General features: G+C 67.5%; 17 protein-coding genes and 1 tRNA gene. 12 read left to right on the top strand and 6 right to left on the bottom strand.

The genetic code is table 11. The annotated features are described in order from the left end of the window. Positions 1 to 482: DEAD/DEAH box helicase (locus ACQKJZ_RS14020; RefSeq protein WP_427731671.1), on the bottom strand; the 482-nt coding region annotated here is incomplete at its 3' end. A gap of 127 nt (positions 483 to 609) precedes the next feature. Beyond that, positions 610 to 1,053, bottom strand: a complete 444-nt coding sequence (locus ACQKJZ_RS14015; protein WP_312487711.1) for a hypothetical protein — start codon at positions 1,051 to 1,053, stop codon at positions 610 to 612. A gap of 66 nt (positions 1,054 to 1,119) precedes the next feature. Here ACQKJZ_RS14015 and ACQKJZ_RS14010 point away from each other — a divergent pair, with 66 nt between their 5' ends. From ACQKJZ_RS14010 to ACQKJZ_RS14000, 3 genes are all read left to right on the top strand, one after another. Continuing rightward, a complete protein-coding gene (locus tag ACQKJZ_RS14010; protein WP_427731669.1) occupies positions 1,120 to 2,544 on the top strand; it encodes an FAD-binding oxidoreductase in 1,425 nt (474 codons plus the stop codon). A 76-nt stretch (positions 2,545 to 2,620) separates the two neighbouring features. Then, positions 2,621 to 3,394, top strand: coding sequence for a SapC family protein (locus tag ACQKJZ_RS14005; RefSeq protein ID WP_427731667.1), 774 nt, complete (start codon positions 2,621 to 2,623; stop codon positions 3,392 to 3,394). Between the two features lie 4 nt (positions 3,395 to 3,398). Beyond that, complete coding sequence (locus ACQKJZ_RS14000) at positions 3,399 to 3,941, top strand: cytochrome b (protein WP_427731665.1); 543 nt, start codon at positions 3,399 to 3,401, stop codon at positions 3,939 to 3,941. 317 nt (positions 3,942 to 4,258) lie between these two features. Here ACQKJZ_RS14000 and ACQKJZ_RS13995 read toward each other — a convergent pair whose 3' ends face one another. Further along, positions 4,259 to 5,116: an N-formylglutamate amidohydrolase gene (locus ACQKJZ_RS13995; protein ID WP_427731663.1), complete on the bottom strand. Its 858-nt coding sequence runs from the start codon at positions 5,114 to 5,116 to the stop codon at positions 4,259 to 4,261. A gap of 99 nt (positions 5,117 to 5,215) precedes the next feature. Here ACQKJZ_RS13995 and cpdR point away from each other — a divergent pair, with 99 nt between their 5' ends. Next, entirely contained in the window at positions 5,216 to 5,593 is a 378-nt protein-coding gene (gene cpdR / locus ACQKJZ_RS13990) for a cell cycle two-component system response regulator CpdR (RefSeq protein WP_312487721.1), read from the top strand. 45 nt (positions 5,594 to 5,638) lie between these two features. After that, a tRNA-Val gene (locus ACQKJZ_RS13985) sits at positions 5,639 to 5,713 on the top strand. A gap of 41 nt (positions 5,714 to 5,754) precedes the next feature. Here the strand turns inward: ACQKJZ_RS13985 and ACQKJZ_RS13980 are convergent. Continuing rightward, positions 5,755 to 6,162, bottom strand: coding sequence for a DUF6508 domain-containing protein (locus tag ACQKJZ_RS13980; protein WP_427731661.1), 408 nt, complete (start codon positions 6,160 to 6,162; stop codon positions 5,755 to 5,757). A gap of 61 nt (positions 6,163 to 6,223) precedes the next feature. On the opposite strand from ACQKJZ_RS13980, the gene ACQKJZ_RS13975 reads away from it, so the two are divergent. From ACQKJZ_RS13975 to ACQKJZ_RS13955, 5 genes are read left to right on the top strand one after another with little or no spacing between them, the layout of a single operon-like run. Further along, positions 6,224 to 6,511: a hypothetical protein gene (locus tag ACQKJZ_RS13975; RefSeq protein WP_427731659.1), complete on the top strand. Its 288-nt coding sequence runs from the start codon at positions 6,224 to 6,226 to the stop codon at positions 6,509 to 6,511. After that, positions 6,508 to 6,951 (top strand): periplasmic heavy metal sensor, encoded by a 444-nt coding sequence (locus tag ACQKJZ_RS13970; RefSeq protein WP_427731657.1) that lies wholly within the window; start codon positions 6,508 to 6,510, stop codon positions 6,949 to 6,951. The genes ACQKJZ_RS13975 and ACQKJZ_RS13970 overlap by 4 nt, the downstream gene beginning before the upstream one ends. A 24-nt stretch (positions 6,952 to 6,975) precedes the next feature. After that, positions 6,976 to 7,557, top strand: coding sequence for an RNA polymerase sigma factor (locus tag ACQKJZ_RS13965; protein ID WP_427731655.1), 582 nt, complete (start codon positions 6,976 to 6,978; stop codon positions 7,555 to 7,557). 32 nt (positions 7,558 to 7,589) lie between these two features. Continuing rightward, positions 7,590 to 9,353 (top strand): copper resistance system multicopper oxidase, encoded by a 1,764-nt coding sequence (locus tag ACQKJZ_RS13960; RefSeq protein WP_427731653.1) that lies wholly within the window; start codon positions 7,590 to 7,592, stop codon positions 9,351 to 9,353. Next, positions 9,350 to 10,492 carry a copper resistance protein B gene (locus ACQKJZ_RS13955; RefSeq protein WP_427731651.1) on the top strand — a complete coding sequence of 381 codons (1,143 nt, stop codon included), beginning with the start codon at positions 9,350 to 9,352 and terminating at the stop codon, positions 10,490 to 10,492. The genes ACQKJZ_RS13960 and ACQKJZ_RS13955 overlap by 4 nt, the downstream gene beginning before the upstream one ends. A 4-nt stretch (positions 10,493 to 10,496) precedes the next feature. On the opposite strand, the gene ACQKJZ_RS13950 is transcribed toward ACQKJZ_RS13955, so the two are convergent. Then, the gene (locus ACQKJZ_RS13950) at positions 10,497 to 11,108 is read right to left on the bottom strand and encodes a DUF1826 domain-containing protein (protein WP_427731649.1); all 612 of its coding nucleotides are present in this window, start codon (positions 11,106 to 11,108) and stop codon (positions 10,497 to 10,499) included. Between the two features lie 141 nt (positions 11,109 to 11,249). Further along, on the bottom strand, positions 11,250 to 12,560 hold the full coding sequence (locus ACQKJZ_RS13945) for a sugar MFS transporter (RefSeq protein ID WP_427731647.1): 1,311 nt from the start codon (positions 12,558 to 12,560) through the stop codon (positions 11,250 to 11,252). Between the two features lie 184 nt (positions 12,561 to 12,744). On the opposite strand from ACQKJZ_RS13945, the gene ACQKJZ_RS13940 reads away from it, so the two are divergent. Continuing rightward, the gene (locus tag ACQKJZ_RS13940; RefSeq protein ID WP_427731645.1) at positions 12,745 to 13,839 is read left to right on the top strand and encodes an aldose epimerase family protein; all 1,095 of its coding nucleotides are present in this window, start codon (positions 12,745 to 12,747) and stop codon (positions 13,837 to 13,839) included. A gap of 14 nt (positions 13,840 to 13,853) precedes the next feature. Next, on the top strand, positions 13,854 to 14,583 hold a 730-nt coding region (locus ACQKJZ_RS13935), incomplete at its 3' end, for a dihydroxy-acid dehydratase (protein ID WP_427731643.1).

Raw genomic sequence — 14,583 nt, 5'->3', positions numbered from 1 at the left:
ATGTCGAGCATCCGGTCCGCCTCGTCGATGACCAGCATCGAACAGCCGGTCAGCAGGATGTTGCCGCGCTGGAACAGGTCCATCAACCGGCCCGGCGTCGCGATCAGCACATCGACGCCCTTTTCCAGCGCCTTGACCTGATCGCCCATCGACACGCCGCCGATGAGGAGCGCCATCGAGAGTTTGTGGTTGGCGCCGTACTTCTCGAAATTCTCGGCGACCTGCGCGGCGAGTTCGCGCGTCGGCTCCAGAATCAGGCTGCGCGGCATGCGCGCGCGGCTGCGGCCATGCGCCAGGATGTCGATCATCGGCAGGACGAAGGAGGCGGTCTTGCCCGTCCCCGTCTGCGCGATACCGATGATGTCGCGCATCATCAGCACGGAGGGGATGGCGGAGGCCTGAATCGGGGTCGGCTCGGTATAGCCGGCGTCGGTGACCGTCTTCAGGAGTTCGTCGGAGAGGCCGAGATCGGCAAAGCTCATGCAGTTTTCCGAAATATGGCGTGGAGTGGGAATCGCCCCGCGCTCGCCCAGCACTCTACGGGCGCTTGCGGATTTGGCGGGAAAAGTCAAGTTTTCCGGCCTCCGCGGGCCGGACGAATGGCGGATGTCAGCGGGGCGTGAGCGCGCGGAACTTGTCTATTTCGCACACCGCGCCGCCGCGCGTTCGGATCGGCTCCCGTCCGGCGCAGATCATCCCGTCGGTGCCCGGCCGAATATAGAAGCTGGAATAATAATCGATCTGGCGACACGCCCGCGACAGTCGCGCGCGCACCCGCTTGCCGCCGATCAGGACGATGTCCACGGTTCCCGGCTCGCCCGGCAAGGCCCCCGCAAGTTGCTGCGCATTGATGCAGCGCGGGCCTTTGCGCTCCTTCCACTGGCTGGCGGTGACGGCGGGCATGGTCGTGCGGGGTACGCGCAGGATCACCCGTTCGCGGATCGTGACCTGGGCATATTGGATTTGCGACGGCGCATCGCCCGCCCCAATCAGGATCGGCGTCGCCAACATCGTAAGGGCGGCGGGGATGAGGTTCGGTCCGGGGCGAGCCATGTCTGTGGACGCGGATTATAGCCGCCGACATTGAACGCTTCATGAACCTGATCTAGCGCGAGAGGAATGAACGCCGCCCAGACCGCCCTGCTCGCCGCGCTGCGCCCCGTCCTGGGGGATCGCGGCATCGTCACCGATCCCGACCTGATCGCGCCGTGGGAGATCGACTGGCGGCGGCGCTTCCACGGCCATGCCCCCGCCATCCTGGCGCCCGCCGACACCGCGCAGGTGCAGGCGGTGCTGCGCGCGGCGGGCGAGCATCGCGTGCCGCTGGTGCCGCAGGGGGGCAACAGCTCGATGGTCGGCGGCGCGACCCCGCCGCAGGACGGTGCGGCGCTGATCCTGTCGACCCGGCGGATGAACAGGATTCGCCGGATCGATGCGGAGGGCGGTGTCGCGGTGGCCGAGGCGGGGGTGATCCTCGGCGACCTGCACGACGCGGCCGAAGCGCAGGGGTGGCGCTTTCCGCTGACCCTGGGGGCCAAGGGCAATGCGACGGTCGGCGGGCTGGTCTCGACCAATGCCGGGGGCACGCAGGTGCTGCGCTTCGGCACGATGCGCGGCCTGACGCTGGGGATCGAGGCGGTGCTGCCCGATGGCTCGCTGTATGACGGTCTGTCGGCGCTGAAGAAGGACAATCGCGGTTACGATCTGGGGCAGTTGCTGATCGGGGCGGAGGGGACGCTGGGCGTGGTGACGGCGGCGGCGCTGCGGCTGGCGCCGGCGATCGCGGGCCATGCCACCGCCTGGGTCGGGCTGTCCGATCCCGCCGCCGGGCTGGCGCTGCTCCGCCGCTTGCAGGCGGCAAGCGACATGATCGAGAGCTTCGAGATCCTGCCTGCTGAAAGCCTCGCCGCCGCCGTCGCGCATCTGCCCGGTGCCCGCGCGCCGCTGGCGGGCACGCATCCCTGGCATGTCCTGATCGAGGCGGTGACCGGCGATCCGGTGGTCGATCCGTCCGCGATGCTAGAGGCGCAGCTCGGCCACGCGCTCGCGGACGGCGTGATCGCCGATGCGGTGATCGCCGCATCGGATGCGCAAGCCGAAGCCTTCTGGCTGCTCCGTCATTCCTTGTCCGATGCCGAGCGCGCGCTGGGGCCGGCGGTGCAGCATGACATCGCGGTGCCGGTCGACGCCATGCCGCGCTTCATGGTCGAGGCGGCGGCGGCCTGCGACGCGCGCTTCCCCGGCACCCATGCGTCGGGCTTCGGCCATCTGGGGGACGGCAATATCCACTTCCACGTCCGCGCCGCACCGGGCACCGATCGCGACCGTTTCTATGCGGAACAGGCGGCGACGATCACCCGCTTCGTCCATGATCTGGTGACGGCGGCGGGGGGCACCATCTCGGCCGAACACGGCATCGGCCAGATGAAGCGCGACGAGCTGGCGCGACTGTCGCCCGAGCGGGTCGCGGCGATCCGCGCGATCAAGCGGGCGCTCGATCCGCACGGCCTGTTCAATCCGGGCAAGCTCATCGCTTGCGCATGACGCCCCGGCCCCATAGACACGGGGGCACGACACGCGGCCGGGGGGCTCGCGTGGATAAGGTTTTTTGGAGATCATCATGGCCAGCGCGCCGTCGCTTCCGCTTTTCTATAATGGCCTGGAGCCGCTTTCGAGCGAGGCCCACGCCAATTACAAGGTCCGCCCGCAGGACACCGCGCCCTTCCTGGTCGGCCAGCATGCGATCCCGGTGACCGTCGATGAATTTCCGCTGGTGCAGCGTTTCATGCCGATCGTCTTCTCGGTCGGCGAACAGCCGATCCCGCTGGCGCTGATGGGCCTGAACGAGGGCGTCAACGTCTTCGTCAGCGACGAAGGCCGTCTGACCGAGACGAACTTCTACGTCCCCGCCTATGTCCGTCGCTATCCGTACATGCTGGCGCGCCTGCGTCCCGAGGCGGAAGAGCTGTCGCTGTGCTTCGACCCGACCTCGCCGACGATCGGCGCGTTCGACGACGGCGACGCCTTGTTCGAGAACGGCCAGCCCAGCGAGCTGACCAAGAACATCCTGTCGTTCAACGAATCGTTCGAGCAGGCGGGTGCCCGCACCCAGAACTTCATGACCGAGCTGACCGAAATGGGTCTGCTGATGGACGGCGAAGTCTCGATCCAGCCCGACGGCGCGGATCAGCCCTTCGTCTATCGCGGCTTCCAAATGATCAATGAAGAGAAGCTGGTCGACCTGCGCGGCGACCAGCTGCGCAAGATGAGCCAGTCGGGCATGCTCCCGCTGCTCTATGCGCACCTCTTCTCGCTGTCGCTGATGCGCGACATCTTCGCTCGGCAGGCGCAGCTGGGCAAGATGCCGCAGCCGCAGCTCCAGCCGGTCGGCTGATCCGATGCGCGGACCGGTCGCCACCGACCATCCGCGCTACAGCCGGGTCGCGATCGTCTTTCACTGGGCGATCGCGGCCCTGGTCGTCGCCAATCTGGCGATCGGCCTGCTCCATGAGAGCCTCTTGCCGGGCACGATCCCGCTGCACCAATCGATCGGGCTGACCGTGCTGGCGCTGACCGCCGGCCGTGTCCTGTGGCGTCTCGGCCATCGCCCGCCGGCGCTGCCCGCCGAGATTCCCGCCTGGGCGCGCGGCAGCGCCCATGCGCTGCACATGACGCTATATCTGCTGATGATCGCGATGCCGATGACCGGCTGGGCGATGGGATCGGGCCGCGCGGTGCCGCGTCCCGTCAGCTGGTTCGGCCTGTTCGACGTACCGCCGCTTCCGATCGGCCGCGCCGCCGGTGGCGTGGGGCATGAGGCGCATGAAATCCTGGGCTGGGTGATGCTGGCGCTGGTCGCCATCCATGTCGCGGCGGCGCTGCGCCATCACTATCTGCTGCGCGACGGCCTGCTCGCGCGGATGAGCCTTCGCAAAAGCTGATCCTCCCCGGCACGGGGAGGGGGACCGCCGCGCAGCGGTGGTGGAGGGGGTGTGCGGCAAGGGGCACGCCATGGGGTGGCCCCGCGCCGTCAGGCCTTCAGCCTGCCCCCTCCCCGTGCCGGGAAGGATCATCCCACCACCCGTGACGAAAAAATGACGAATTGCCGGGGGCGGGGTTGAACCAAATAGGCCCCTTCTTATTTATACCAGTACGACATCGTGTCCCCCCTTTCGCGGTGTCGTATGACACGCTTTCAGCGTGTCTCCTCCCTGAACCTTGGCCACCTCGCGCTCTCCCCCTTGCGCGAGGTGGTTTTTTATTCGGCGGCGAGCGGCAGGGGCTGGCCGAGCGCTTCTGCGGTCAGCGCGGCGATGATCCGGCGGACCAGCAGGACCGTCGCGTCGAAGCCGGGGCCGGGGGCCTCCAGCGCGGCGTCGAGATAGAGCGAGCGGTCGAGCTCCAGCTGGATGGCATGGATGCCGCGCCGGGTGTCGCCATGCCGCTCGACGACATGGCCCCCCGCATAGGGCGCATTGCGCGTGACGGCGATGCTGGCGGCGCGGACCGTGGCATCGACCCGGCGGACGAAGCGCATCCCGGCCGTCGCGCCATGCCGATCGCCGATCACGACACGCGGACAGCTGTCGGCCGCCCCCAGCGGCGGCATCGAATGAAGATCGAGCAGCACCGCCACCCCGAAGCGAGCACGCACCGCCGCCAGACAGGCCGACAGGGCAGCATGATAGGGACGGTAATCGCTGGCGATCCGCGCCACCATTTCCGCATCGGTGAAGCGCCGCGCCCAGATGTCGCCATGGCCGCCGATACGACGCGGGACGAGGCCGAGGCCGCTGCGCACCTTGCTCGACCCCCGGCCGCTCGGCCGCGCGCCCATGTCGATGAGGGGATCACGTTCCCCCTCGTCACGGTTCAGGTCGATCCAGGCGCGAGGGCGGGTCTGCACGATCATCGGCTCGTCGATGCGCGCGGCATGGCCGATCATATCGATCAGCCGATCCTCCAGCCCCATGATGGCGGACAGCGGCACGCGCAGCGCCGCGATCAACGCGGGCGGATAGTCGCGCCCGCCATGCGGCACCGAAATCACCACCGGGCCGTTGGGGCTGTCGGTGCCCAAGCTGTCGAAACACGCGCCGGAAGGGGGGCTGGCCATCACGGGCGATCCTATGGCGGGAACGGAGCGGCGGCAATGGTCTGGAAATCTTAACCGCCGCCTCGCTAGGTTGGCGCCACGATGAATCGGGATCACGACATGCTTCACATCCTGCTGGCCGAAGATGATGAGGTCATGCGCGAATATTTGACCCGGGCGCTGACCCGCTCGGGCTACCGCGTCACGGCGGTGGATCGCGGCACCGCCGCGCTGCCGCTCCTGGAGGCCGAGAATTTCGACCTGTTGCTCACCGATATCGTCATGCCCGAGATGGACGGCATCGAACTCGCCCAGCGCGCCGCCGCCTTGGTGCCCGACCTGCGGGTGATGTTCATCACCGGTTTCGCGGCGGTGACGCTGAAGGCCGGCGAGGCGATGCCCAACGCCCGCGTCCTGTCCAAGCCCTTCCATCTGCGCGACCTGGTGATGGAGGTGGACAGACTTTTTCACACCAATTCGCTCGATGGTGCGATTTAGGGCTTGCCAGCCCCCCACCACCCGGCTAATTGGCCGGCCTCCGGCGGGCGTGTAGCTCAGTGGTAGAGCACTGTGTTGACATCGCAGGGGTCGCAAGTTCAATCCTTGCCACGCCCACCATCGAAAACCCCGCTAGGCCAATAGGCTTGGCGGGGTTTTTGTTATGGCCGCTCGATCTGGCCGAGAATCGCCGCACGTTGCGCGATGGCGCGCATCAGGCCCTTGTCGAACGCCTGGGCCAGCGATCCCTCCACGAAGCGGTCCGCCCGCAGCAGATAGGTCAGAATCCAGCCGATCTGTTCGACGCTGGCATTGGCGATGGCCGGGGGATGCTCGATCATGTGCATGGCCGTGGACCGGGCCTTGTCATCCACGGGCCTACGGTAATGGGCGGCGACATCCTCGCTGGCGATTGCGGTAACGAAGGCGGCGGCGGGGTCGGAGAGGTGGAACCAGGCCATGGTGATGACCCCTTCGGCGGATCGCCGGGGTTCGGTCCATGCGCCCGTCACAAAATCCGGGTCTGACAGGATAGGGGCGAAAGCGGCGATGTTGCGAAGCGTGGCCATGTCCATATGCTGATCCTATCCGGCCGATGAGGGGTGGCCACCGTTTTTGCGTAATGGATGGATGATGACCGACCCTTTCGACCGTGATCTCGCCCGACTGGCGCAAAGCCCGCCGCCCGCGACCCTGGACCGGCTGGAGCAACGGGTCGCGACCGCGATCGATGCGGAGGCATCGGCGGCGGGCGGCCTGTCGCTTCGGGGATTGGCGGTGGCGGGTGGTGCCGCGCTGATGCTGGGGATCGTCGGAGGCGGTGCGGTCGCGGGGCGGAGCGAGGCGCGGGAGCGACGGGTGGCGGTCGTCATGCTCGATGCGGGACTGGCGCCCTCGACCCTGTTGCTCGGCCGATGAGCGCATCGATGCGGCGGCACCTGCTGACGCTGGTGATTGCGTTCGTCGCGGCGCTGGCCGGGGTGGCGATCGGGTGCCGGTTGCTGATGCCCGCCGCGCCGGCGGCGGCCGATATCCACACGCTGATCCACCGCGATATTCCGCTGGACCCCGCGCAAGCCGTAGCGCTCGACCGGCTGGAGGCGCGGTTCGCCGCGACCCGCGCCACGTTCGACGCTCGCCTGCGCGGTGACAACGCCCGGCTGGCGGCGGCGATCGAGGCGGAGCATCGGGATGGTCCGCGCGTCAGCCAGGCGATCGATGCCGTCCACCACAGCATGGGCGATCTGCAAAAGGCGACGGTCGCGCATGTCTTCGCGATGCGCCGGGTGCTCCGCCCCGATCAGGCGGCGACGTTCGACCGGCTGGTGGCCGCCAGGCTGACCGATACGGCCCGATGAGCGCAACCGGGTGAGCGGGCGCCGGTGAGCCGGGACTATGCGGGGTTGCCCGATGGCGATCTGGTCGCGCTGGCCCGCGCCGGTGAGGATGTCAGGCGGGCACGCGCCTATGCCGCGATCGTCGGGCGGCACAAGGGCGCGCTCTATCGGTTGATCCTGACGCATGTGCGCGACGCCGACGAGGCGCTGGATCTGGTGCAGGACAGCTTCGTCGCCGCCCATGCCGCGTTGGGGCGCTTCGACACCGGACGGTCGCTGCGGGCCTGGCTCAGCCGGATCGCGCTCAACAAATGTCGCGACTGGGCGCGGCGACGGCGGGTGCGCGCGATGCTGGCGCGGGTGTTGCCGATCGACGCGGCGGGGGAGGTTGCCGACGACCGGGTCGGCGGCGAGGCGGCGGCGATCGATCGCCAGTCGCTGGCGCGTACGCTGGCGGCGCTCGACGCGTTGCCCGACGCCCTGCGCGCGCCGCTGATCCTCTGCGCGATCGAGGGATTGAGCCAAAGCGAGGCGGCGGAGGTGCTGGGACTGAGCGTCAAGGCCATCGAATTGCGGGTCCGGCGCGCGCGGGCCGCTCTCCGCGAGGCGACCGAACCAGCGGCATGAGGGGAACACCGCGCCACCGCGTATAAGGCGGTATGATCGATTTCCCGACCGTGATGCGCCGCCGCGATCTGCTTGCCGGCGGTGTCGGCCTTGGCACGCTGGCCGCCCTGCCGGCCTGGGCGCAAAAGCATGGCCTGTCGCCGCGTGCCGAACTGCACGGGCCCGACATCACGCTGACCATCGCGCGCCAGCATATGATGATCGACGGCAAGCCCTATCACGCGATCGGCATCAACGGCGCGGCGCCGGGGCCGCTGATCCGCCTGCGCGAGGGGCAGCGGGCGCGGATCACGGTGGTCAACATGCTCGACGAGGAAAGCTCGATCCACTGGCACGGCCTGTTGCTGCCGTTCCAGATGGACGGCGTGCCGGGAATCAGCTTTCCGGGCATCCCGGCGGGCGGCCGCTTCACCTATGAGTTTCCCGTCGTCCAGGCCGGGACCTATTGGTATCACAGCCATTCCGGGTTGCAGGAGCAGGAAGGGCTGTACGGCCCCATCGTGATCGAGCCGGCGCAACCCGATCCGGTTACGGCGGAGGTCGAGCATGTCGTGATGCTGTCCGACCATAGCGCGCTGCACCCGCACGCCATCTTTCGCCGGCTGAAGCTGCAAGGCGGTTATTTCAACTATCAGAAGCAGACGATCGGCGGGCTGCTGGCGGGGCGCGACCAGTCGCTCGACGAGCGGCTGCGCTGGGGGGCGATGCGGATGGACCCCAGCGACGTGTCCGACGTGACGGCTTCCACCTATCGCTATCTGGTCAACGGTCGGGGGCCGGGGGACAATTGGACGGGGCTGTTCACGCCCGGACAGCGGGTGCGGTTGCGGATCGTCAATGCCGCCGCGATGACCATCTTCAACCTGCGCATCCCCGGCTTGCCGGTGACGGTGGTGCAGGCGGACGGACAGGGTGTACGTCCCGTCACCGTCGACGAGCTGCAGATTGCGGTGGCCGAGACCTATGACGTGATCGTCACGCCGCCGGAGCATCGCGCCTATACGCTGGTCGCCGAAAGCTGGGACCGGTCCGGCATGGCGCGCGCGACGCTGGCCCCGGCCATCGGGATGACGGCGGCGGTGCCGGCGCTCCGTCCCCGGCCGCTGGCGACGACGAAGGATATGGGGATGGGGGGCATGGACCATGGGTCCGGCTGCACGTCCGACCATGCCGCGATGGGGCATTGCCAGCCGGCGGGGCAGGGGGCCGCGATGGACCATGGCGGCATGCGTCACGACATGCGCGACTTCGCCAACGCGCCTGGCCTGCCCCGGACCCCGGTCGTCCAGACGGTCGCGCCGATGCCGGTCGACCGGACGGGCGAGCCGCCCCAGGGGCTGGCCGATGTCGGCCACCGCGTGCTGACCTATCGCGATCTCGTCAGCCTGACCCCTGACCCGGACCGGCGCGTGCCGTCGCGCGCGCTGACCATTCATCTGACCGGCAATATGGAACGCTATATGTGGGCGTTCGACGGGGTGAAGCTGAACGCCGTCACCGCGCCCATCCCCTTTCGCCTGAACGAGCGGGTGCGCGTTACCCTGGTCAACGACACGATGATGGCGCACCCCATCCATCTGCATGGGCATTTCTTCGAACTGGTCACCGGCCATGGCGATCACGCCCCGCGCAAGCACACGGTCAATGTCGCGCCGGGGGGCAAGGTGACGTTCGACCTGACGGCGGATGCCGAGGGCGACTGGGCGTTCCACTGCCACCTCCTCTATCACATGCATGCCGGCATGATGCAGGTGGTGACGGTGCGGCCCGACCCGGCGGTGGGAGGTGCGGCATGATCGCGTTCGCGCTGCTCTTGGCCGAGCCGCAGCACCATCACATGATGCCCGGCATGGCGATGCCGGCGCCGGTCCAACCCAAGGCCCCCGCCCGACCCAAGTCTTCGGTCCGGCCGAAGGGGAAGGCCAGGCCCGCAGCGGCCAAGCCCCGCGCCGCGCGCCCCGTATCGCCGATGCCCGGTCATCATGCGATGCCGACCGAGGTTTCGGCCTGTTCGCCCGAGCATGCCGCCATGGGCCATTGCCGGCCCGCGTCCCCCCCGCCGTCCGATCTTATGACCGACATGACGGCTCCTGTCTGTTCGGCAGAGCATGCGGCCATGGGACATTGCCGTTCGATGGAAGGCGGCGAGACCTCTGCCGTCATGGATCACACGTCCATGGGACATGGGGCAATGCCGGGCATGGCGATGGCCGACGCCCCGGTCGGCGACGTGCCACCGCCGCCGACGCCCACGATCCGTGCCGCCGATCGCTTCTACGACCCCGCCGCCATGGCCGCCGCCGATGCGCGGATGCGGCAGGAGCATGGCGGCATGCGCTTCTCGCAGATTGTCTTCAATCTCGCCGAAATCAAGATTCGCGACGGGCGCGACGGCTATCGCTGGGACGGGGAAGGCTGGTTCGGCGGCGACATCCACCGGCTGGTCATCAAGACCGAGGGCGAAGGCAGGCTGGGCGGCCGGATCGGCGCGGCCGAGGTGCAGGCGCTCTATGCCCGTGCGATCGACCCCTATTGGAACCTCCAGGCGGGTGTGCGCCAGGATGTCGGCGCCGGCACGCGCCGCACGTATGCGGTGGTCGGAATCGAGGGGCTGGCCCCCTATTGGTTCGACGTCGAGGGCGCGCTGTTCCTGTCCGACAGGGGCGAACTGACCGGTCGCGCCGAGGCGTGGGTCGACCAGCGGCTGACCCAGCGTGCGATCCTGCAACCCCGAATCGAGGTCAATCTGGCGGCGCAGGATGTGCCCGAACAGCGGATCGCGGCGGGCATGTCGAGCATCGAGCTGGGCTTGCGCCTGCGCTACGAGATCGCGCGCGAGTTCGCCCCCTATGTCGGCGTCAACTGGGAGCGCCGCTATGGCCCGGCACGGGGTGGCGGCGCGGCACTGGCGCTCGGTATCCGCACCTGGTTCTGAGCGGTCAGTCCGGCTGCTCCCATTCGGCGTCGATGACGAGGAGCAGCCGGTCCTCGCCGCTGTCGGCGATCGGGGGTGAGCGGTGGATGATCGCGCGGTCGCCCGCCAGCGCGCGGCCCTTGAAAAGACCGATATCGCCCGCCGCCAGCGCCTGTGGCGCGGTGTCCGCATCGGCGCCCTGTGGCAACCACTGGGTACCCTGACCCCAATAGGTGGTGATGAGGCGCAGGCCGACATAGTCGGCATGGAATTTCCAGCAGCCATTGCCGGCGATCCGCTCGAGTCGCACCTCGACGCGTGCCTCCTGGGCGAGTTCGACATAGAGCGCCGCCAGGCGCGCCACATCCCAGGTCAGGGGCACCTGCCAGGGCTCAGGCGGCCGCTCGGCCCAATGCCCCGCCAGCCGCTCGGCGACCTGTCCGGCCGGCGCGGCGAAGCGGATTGGCGGCATGGTCGACAGATCGACACGCGCGACGCATGGCCGGCGCCGCCATATGGCCAGCGTGACCCGGGGATCGCGAATCGCCGACAGCGCTTCGGCTTCGTCGCCGATGCCGACATGATCGGGCGTGCCGGCTGGCGGCGGCGGGGCAAGGAGATCGAGGCTATCGGACACTTTACGACTCATCGGCAATTATATGTAATGATGTATCGTTACCATGACGTCGTGGTCGTGGACAAGGCCGGGCCGCGCACGCGAAAGGGGGCGACGTCTCGCGACGCCGCCCCTCCGTTTATCCGTCGATGACCGGTACGATCAGCCGGCGTCTTCGTCCGGGAAGGCGTTGGTCGGCTTGGAACCCCAGATCGCATAGAACAGGATGTAGAGTTCGCACACGGCGGTCAGCAGGAACGACAGCTGCAAGCCATATTCATCGGCCAGCCAGCCATGCACCGCCACCAGCGCGCCACCGGCGATCGCCATGATCAGCAGGCCCGAGCCTTCCTCGGTCAGCGGACCCAGGCCCCGGATACCCAGCGTGAAGATGGTCGGGAACATGATCGAGTGGAACAGGCCGACCAGGATCAGCGACCACATGGCGACATGGCCGGTGGTGAAGACGGTCGCCAGCATCACGATGAACGCGCCGATCGAGAAGACCGCGAGCACGATACCGGCCGGCACCTTCTGCATGATCGCCGAGCCGACGAAACGGCCGACCATCATTCCGCCCCACAACAGGGTCAGGTAACGGCCAGCGGCCTCGGTCGTCATGTTGCCGATGTCGGGACGGCTGACGAAGTTGACGAACAGGTTGCCCACGCCGATCTCGGCGATCAGGTAGATGAAGATCGCGCCGATGCCGAACACCAGGTTGCGATGCTTCCACAGCGAGTGGTTCTTGCGCTCTTCCTTGGCGACGCGGCTGGTCGAGGATCCCATGGCGGGCAGCGGGAAGCGCGCGATGACGAAGGCGAGGACGACCAGCACCACCGCGACCAGGCCGTAGGGCAGGACGACGGCGTGCGCGTCGGCCAGGCGTTCGGCCTGGGTCAGCGCGGCGCTGCCGGCCTCCGCCGTGCCGCCCTTGGAACGTCCGAGGATCAGATAGGCGCCGAACAGCGGGGCCAGCATCGTGCCCATCGAGTTCATCGCCTGGACGAGGTTCAGGCGCGACGACGCCGTATCCGCCGGGCCCAGCACCGCGACATAAGGATTGGCCGCGACCTGGAGCAGCGTGATGCCGCTGGCGATGACGAACAGCATCAGCAGCGTGACGCCGTAGGAGGGCAGGGTCGCCGCGAGCATCATGCCCAGCGCGCCCGCCGCCATGATGAGCAGGCCCGTCACCAGCGACTTCTGGTATCCAATCCGCTCGATCAGCTTGGCCGAGGGGATGGAAGCGAAGAAATAGGCGATGAACCAGACGCTCTCGATCAGTGATGCCTGGAAATAGCTGAGGTCGAAGACGCTCCGCAGATGGGGCAGCAGCGTTCCGTTGATGACGGTGATGAAGCCCCACATGAAGAACAGGCTGGCCAGCAGCGTCAGCGCGGACCGGTAATTGGTCGCCCCTCCCGCAGCGGCTGGCGCGCCGGTGGCGCGGGAAACGACGGGTGCGGCCATGGCAATCCTCTCCTTGACGAGCGGGTGGCGGCACGAAAACTTCTAAGCGCCCCGCTTGCTCCTGGTTTTTTGTCTGACTATAGTGACGCAAAGGGCGCGTCAATGGCGTCTGGCGACGGAGGGATGAGGCATGTCGAGGGCGTCAATCAAGAGCTTTCTCAAACTGGTAGCGGTAACGTCCATAATGACTTCGACAGCGGCGCTGGCGAGTGAGGCGAAGCGTACGCCCGCCGGGCAGCTGGCGGACGGGTCCGCGATCGAGGCGGTGACGTTGACCAACAAGGCCGGGCTGTCGGCGCGCGTGCTGACCTATGGCGCGACCCTTCAATCGGTTATCGCGCCCGACCGCGACGGGAAGATGGCCGATGTGCTGCTCGGCTATGACAAGGCCGACGATTATGTGAACCACCCCAACTTCTTCGGCGTGACGGTCGGCCGCTATGCCAACCGCATCGGCGGCGGACGCTTCACGCTGGACGGCCGCAGCTATCAGCTGACGCTCAACGACAAGACCAATTCGCTCCATGGCGGGACCAAGGGCTTCGACAAGCATCTGTGGCGAATCGTCTCGATGAAGGACGGCCCCACCGCCAATGTGGTGATGGCGCTGACCAGCCCCGATGGCGACCAGGGTTATCCGGGCAAGGTCGATGCGACCGTCACCTATTCGCTGGACGAGGCGGGCGCCCTGACCATCGCCTTCGTCGCGAACACCGACAAGCCGACCGTCGTCAACATGACGAACCACGCGATCTTCAACCTGAACGGCGAGGGGTCGCCGCTCGGCGCGACCTATCACAAGCTGACCATCCCGGCCGCCGCCTATACCCCGGTCGATGCCAAGCTGATCCCCACCGGCGAGCGGACGCCGGTCGCCGGCACCGTCTTCGACTTCCGCCGGCCGCGCGTCGTCGCCGACGGCATCCGCGACGGCAACGACCAGCAGATCCGCTACGGCCAGGGCTATGACCACAACTTCGCACTCGACAAGGGGCTGACCGCCACGCCGCAGCTCGCCGCGCGGCTGGAGGACCCCGCCTCGGGCCGGGTGCTCGAAGTGCTGTCGACCGAGCCGGGCGTACAATTCTATACGGGCAATTTCCTGGACGGCACCTATGTCGGCAAGAAGGGGCATCTGTACCGCATGGGCGACGGCATCGCGCTGGAGCCGCAGAAATTCCCCGATTCGCCCAACAAGCCCGATTTCGTCTCTGCCCGCGTCGATCCCGGTAAGCCCTATCGGCATACCATGATCTATCGTTTTTCCACCGTTCGCTGAACCGAAAGCCTGACATGACCGACACGCCCACGCCGAAGCTGCGCAGCCGCGCCTGGTTCGACAATCCCGATAATATCGACATGACCGCGCTCTACCTGGAGCGCTATTTGAACTTCGGCCTGTCGCTGGAGGAGCTTCAGTCGGGCAAGCCGATCATCGGCATCGCGCAGAGCGGCTCCGACCTGAGCCCCTGCAACCGCCACCATCTGGTGCTGGCGGAGCGGGTGCGCGAGGGCGTGCGCGAAATGGGCGGCATCGTCCTGGAATTCCCGGTCCACCCGATCCAGGAAACCGGCAAGCGCCCGACCGCGGGGCTCGACCGCAACCTGTCCTATCTGGGCCTGGTTGAGGTGCTGTATGGCTATCCGCTCGACGGCGTCGTGCTGACCATCGGTTGCGACAAGACGACCCCGGCGATGCTGATGGCGGCCGCCACGGTCAACATCCCGGCGATCGCGCTGTCGGTCGGGCCGATGCTCAACGGCTGGCACAAGGGCGAGCGCACCGGTTCGGGCACCATCGTGTGGAAGGCGCGCCAGATGCTGGCGGCGGGCGAGATCGACGATGCGGAGTTCATCCGCCTGGTCGCGTCGTCGGCGCCGTCGACCGGCTATTGCAACACCATGGGCACCGCGACCACGATGAACTCGCTGGCCGAGGCACTCGGCATGTCGCTGCCGGGCTCGGCGGCGATTTTTTTTTTTTTTTTTTTTTTTTTTTTTTTTTTTTTTTTTTTTTTTTTTT

Source organism: Sphingomonas sp. NPDC019816, from assembly GCF_050274375.1.
Taxonomy (GTDB): Bacteria; Pseudomonadota; Alphaproteobacteria; order Sphingomonadales; family Sphingomonadaceae; genus Sphingomonas.
Note: the sequence above shows the minus strand (reverse complement) of the source record. Positions and strands in the feature narration are given on the sequence as shown.

Bases quoted from the DNA above. Each gene is read 5' to 3' on its own strand.
- ACQKJZ_RS13955 (WP_427731651.1), top strand. From the start codon at position 9,350: ATGATCGCGTTCGCGCTGCTCTTGGCCGAGCCGCAGCACCATCACATG.
- ACQKJZ_RS13945 (WP_427731647.1), bottom strand. From the start codon at position 12,560: ATGGCCGCACCCGTCGTTTCCCGCGCCACCGGCGCGCCAGCCGCTGCG.
- ACQKJZ_RS14010 (WP_427731669.1), top strand. From the start codon at position 1,120: ATGAACGCCGCCCAGACCGCCCTGCTCGCCGCGCTGCGCCCCGTCCTG.
- ACQKJZ_RS13995 (WP_427731663.1), bottom strand. From the start codon at position 5,116: ATGGCCAGCCCCCCTTCCGGCGCGTGTTTCGACAGCTTGGGCACCGAC.
- ACQKJZ_RS13940 (WP_427731645.1), top strand. From the start codon at position 12,745: ATGACTTCGACAGCGGCGCTGGCGAGTGAGGCGAAGCGTACGCCCGCC.
- ACQKJZ_RS14015 (WP_312487711.1), bottom strand. From the start codon at position 1,053: ATGGCTCGCCCCGGACCGAACCTCATCCCCGCCGCCCTTACGATGTTG.
- ACQKJZ_RS13970 (WP_427731657.1), top strand. From the start codon at position 6,508: ATGAGCGCATCGATGCGGCGGCACCTGCTGACGCTGGTGATTGCGTTC.
- ACQKJZ_RS14000 (WP_427731665.1), top strand. From the start codon at position 3,399: ATGCGCGGACCGGTCGCCACCGACCATCCGCGCTACAGCCGGGTCGCG.
- cpdR (WP_312487721.1), top strand. From the start codon at position 5,216: ATGCTTCACATCCTGCTGGCCGAAGATGATGAGGTCATGCGCGAATAT.
- ACQKJZ_RS13960 (WP_427731653.1), top strand. From the start codon at position 7,590: ATGATCGATTTCCCGACCGTGATGCGCCGCCGCGATCTGCTTGCCGGC.
- ACQKJZ_RS13975 (WP_427731659.1), top strand. From the start codon at position 6,224: ATGATGACCGACCCTTTCGACCGTGATCTCGCCCGACTGGCGCAAAGC.
- ACQKJZ_RS13980 (WP_427731661.1), bottom strand. From the start codon at position 6,162: ATGGCCACGCTTCGCAACATCGCCGCTTTCGCCCCTATCCTGTCAGAC.
- ACQKJZ_RS14005 (WP_427731667.1), top strand. From the start codon at position 2,621: ATGGCCAGCGCGCCGTCGCTTCCGCTTTTCTATAATGGCCTGGAGCCG.